The following is a 3,482-nucleotide window of genomic DNA, read 5'->3' as shown; positions in this document are numbered from 1 at the left end:
CCATTTCTGACAACCTTTGGGTAAAACGCAGCGTATTCATAAAACTACAAATAAGCTGACTCACATACAAAAAGCGTCAGACAAAAGGATCTCAACTAATTGATTATCTGACACTTACAGCGATGGGTGAAAGACGGGATTTGAACCCGCGACCCCCGGAACCACAATCCGGTGCTCTAACCAACTGAGCTACAATCACCATTTATTAGCGTGTGCAAATATAGTATTGCATTATATAAATACGGGAAAACTAAACTATTTTTTTACTATTTGTTTATAATACTTCATGGGGTAATCTGCTTCAACACTTCCATTTACTATTTCATTCAAACGTTTTTTGAGTAGTCTTTTTTTTACTCCTGATAAATGATCAATAAACAATATGCCTTCCAAATGATCGTACTCATGCTGAATAACGCGTGCATTAATGTCGTCAAATACCTCTTCATGTTCCACAAAGTTCTCATCAAAATAACTAAGCACTATTCGTTCATCCCGAATCACATCTTCCCGTATTTTGGGCAAACTCAAGCATCCTTCCTCAAAAGCCCAAGGCTCTCCATCTTCTTTCAGAATAATTGGATTGATAAAAGCACGTTTAATCCCATCTTTATTATCTTCAATTGGAGTTGTATCAATTACAAACATATTAATGTTTAATCCAATTTGTGGCGCTGCCAAACCCACTCCATGAGATTCGTACATGGTTTCAAACATATCAGCAATAAGCTTATCCAAATTCGGATAATCTTTTTCAATATCTTCACTTTGTTTTCTCAGTAGGGGGTCTCCGTATCCAATTACTCGTAATATCATCTTATCTGCTTTCTAAATATGACTGCAAAATTAGGGTAGCACTGATTTTATCTACCATCGCTTTATCCCTTCTTTTCATTTTTTTCATTCCACCATCAATCATAGCTTGTTTGGCCATTTTCGAGGTCAATCGCTCATCTTCTAACTCCACCTTAATGGCAGGAAGTTTTTTGTTCAATTTTTTAATAAAATTCTCAACTCCCTCGGTTGAATCAGTTTTGCTTCCATCAAAGTTCAATGGATAACCAATAACAATCAATTCAACATTTTCTTTTTGGCAATAGTTCGAAATAAAGTCAAGAGCAAGCTTGTTTTCAACTGTTGTTAAACCGTTTGCAATTATCTGCAAAGGATCGGTTACAGCCAGACCAACTCTCTTCATTCCAAAATCTATGGCTAATATTCTTCCCACTTTGTGGTTATTTAGAATTAAACTAATTTAGCGCTTTTACAAAAATGGTGCTATTCTTGTAAAAAAAGGCAAACCTACATAAATTTTTCATTTGGGAAATTATATAAACGTCATGAAAAGCTTATTATGGTTCTTTTTTACCTTTTGAATAAACCATTTTTTCACAAAAGAAAATTACCGAAATAACAATTAATAATTTAAAAATATGCTTAAAATGAAAATATTACTCCCCTTAATTGGGATAGCATTGTTTATGGCTTGCAATTCTTCCAATAGCCAATCCGAAATGGAAACAGAAGCAGTTGCAGACACAATTGAAACACTCATCTATTCAGATGAATCTAATTTTAAGTCGATGCAGCAACTCACTTTTGGTGGAGATAATGCCGAAGCTTATTGGAGTTTTGATGATACAAAATTAATATTTCAAGCAACAAACCCTGCCTGGGATACCGATTGTGATCAAATTTACATAACCGAATTAGCCAGTTCTGATATGGAAAATAAAATGCCTGATTTAGTTAGTACTGGTCAGGGAAGAACAACCTGTTCCTATTTTTTACCTGGTGATTCCACCATACTGTATGCTTCAACGCATGAACAAGATGCTTCATGTCCGCATAAACCTGAAGCTCGCGAAGACGGTCGTTATGTATGGCCTATTTATAAAAGTTTTGATATTTATGTAGCCGACTTGCATGGTAACATTGTTCAAAAACTTACAAATGAACCCGGCTATGATGCAGAAGCAACCGTATCACCAAAAGGAGATAAAATTGTTTTCACCTCAACACGTAGTGGCGATCTGGAACTTTATACAATGAATATTGATGGTTCTGACCTAAAGCAAATCACTCATGAATTGGGTTATGATGGAGGTGCTTTCTTTTCACCAGACGGATCAAAATTGGTTTTCCGTTCATCCAGACCACAAACTGAAGAAGAGATTACAGAATATAAAGAATTATTGGAGCAAGGGCTGGTGATGCCAACAAATATGGAAATTTACGTCTGCAATGTTGATGGAAGCGAATTACAGCAAGTAACCCATTTAGGAAAAGCCAATTGGGCTCCCTATTTTCATCCGTCAGGCGAAAAAATTATCTTTTCAACCAATCATCATAGTGAAAAAGGATTTAAGTTCAATTTGTTTATGATTAATATTGATGGCTCGGGACTAAAACAAATTACTTTTGATACCGTTTTTGATGCTTTTCCAGTGTTTTCAAATGATGGAAAAAAGTTAGTATTTTCATCCAACAGAAACAATCAGGGAACTCACGAAACAAACCTTTTTGTTACGGAATGGGTGGAGTAAATAGATTTCTTTATACTATATATAGAACTAAATTAATCCTGTCCTATTTCAAATCGGACCTACATAACTTGTAGGACCGAATTGCATTCGGTCTATAGTTTTTTGATAAAAGCAAGAATCTAACTTACAAAAAATGCTTAAATGGAAGTAGTAATACCTCTATTAGCTTTTTCGTGAATCCTCGCTTTTTCCATTCTGTATAGTCAAATGGAATACAATCTTCAAGTGTTTGCATGCAATGATCCTTTACCTGATCGTGCACTTGTTTGTCGTCTCCAAACAAACCAATTTCGAACATATAACGAAAACTGCGGTAGTCAAAATTGGCAGATCCCACATAAAACCGATCATCGCATAACATCAGTTTTGCATGTAAGTTGGTGGGTTTGTAATACATAATTTGCACCCCTCCTTCGTGCAATCGTCCAAGATAATGCTGTCTTAAAACATTCACGACTGTTACATCCGATCGTTGAGGCATAATAATCTTTACATCAACTCCTCTTTTAGCCGCAGAAATTAGTCTGTCCATCATCAGCCATGTTGGAAGAAAATAAGGAGATTCAATGATGATTTGTGTTTTGGCCTTTACAATATGATTTAAAATCTTTTTTCGTATGCGCTGAATACGAACCGAAGGCACATCCCTAACAATTTCAAAACCATTGTGTTTTACTAGTCGTGTATGCCGTTTTTTATCAAACTTGTAGGTGTTTTTTAACTGATAATTTTGCCTGAAAATATTTATAAAAGCATCCGTAATACTTCCTGTCAATCGCAGGGAACATTCGCGCCAATTCAAATTGTAATTTGAAATATTAATAGAGCTTAAATAGCTGATATTCCTATCAATTAGCAACAACTTCCGATGATCTCTTTCGTGGTTTGCTGATAGCAAATTAATGGTCAATCGAAGTTTCTTGAAAAATTTCACTT

Annotated in this window: 4 protein-coding genes and 1 tRNA gene; 1 reads left to right on the top strand and 4 read right to left on the bottom strand. The window is 35.2% G+C overall.

All coding sequences use genetic code 11. The features are described 5' to 3' along the window. Nucleotides 1–124 precede the first annotated feature (124 nt). The 3 genes from HOG71_01265 to ruvX form a co-directional block, all read right to left on the bottom strand. Nucleotides 125–200 (bottom strand) — tRNA-His (locus HOG71_01265). A gap of 55 nt (nt 201–255) precedes the next feature. Continuing rightward, nucleotides 256–816, bottom strand: a complete 561-nt coding sequence (def, locus tag HOG71_01260; protein ID MBT5989458.1) for a peptide deformylase — start codon at nt 814–816, stop codon at nt 256–258. A 1-nt stretch (nt 817) separates the two neighbouring features. Then, nucleotides 818–1,228, bottom strand: coding sequence for a Holliday junction resolvase RuvX (gene ruvX, locus HOG71_01255; GenBank protein ID MBT5989457.1), 411 nt, complete (start codon nt 1,226–1,228; stop codon nt 818–820). A gap of 214 nt (nt 1,229–1,442) precedes the next feature. Between ruvX and HOG71_01250 the strand changes: the two genes are divergently transcribed. Further along, the gene (locus HOG71_01250) at nt 1,443–2,546 is read left to right on the top strand and encodes a hypothetical protein (GenBank protein ID MBT5989456.1); all 1,104 of its coding nucleotides are present in this window, start codon (nt 1,443–1,445) and stop codon (nt 2,544–2,546) included. 124 nt (nt 2,547–2,670) lie between these two features. Here the strand turns inward: HOG71_01250 and HOG71_01245 are convergent. Beyond that, the coding region (locus tag HOG71_01245) for a hypothetical protein (GenBank protein MBT5989455.1) at nt 2,671–3,482 on the bottom strand (812 nt) is incomplete at its 5' end.

This window comes from Bacteroidota bacterium, from assembly GCA_018698135.1.
Lineage (GTDB): Bacteria > Bacteroidota > Bacteroidia > CAILMK01 > JAAYUY01 > JABINZ01.
The sequence above is the reverse complement of the archived record's forward strand: the minus strand, read 5'-3'. Positions and strand labels throughout refer to the sequence as shown.

Coding starts and splice junctions, on each gene's coding strand:
- def (MBT5989458.1), bottom strand. CDS start 816: ATGATATTACGAGTAATTGGATACGGAGACCCCCTACTGAGAAAACAA.
- HOG71_01250 (MBT5989456.1), top strand. CDS start 1,443: ATGAAAATATTACTCCCCTTAATTGGGATAGCATTGTTTATGGCTTGC.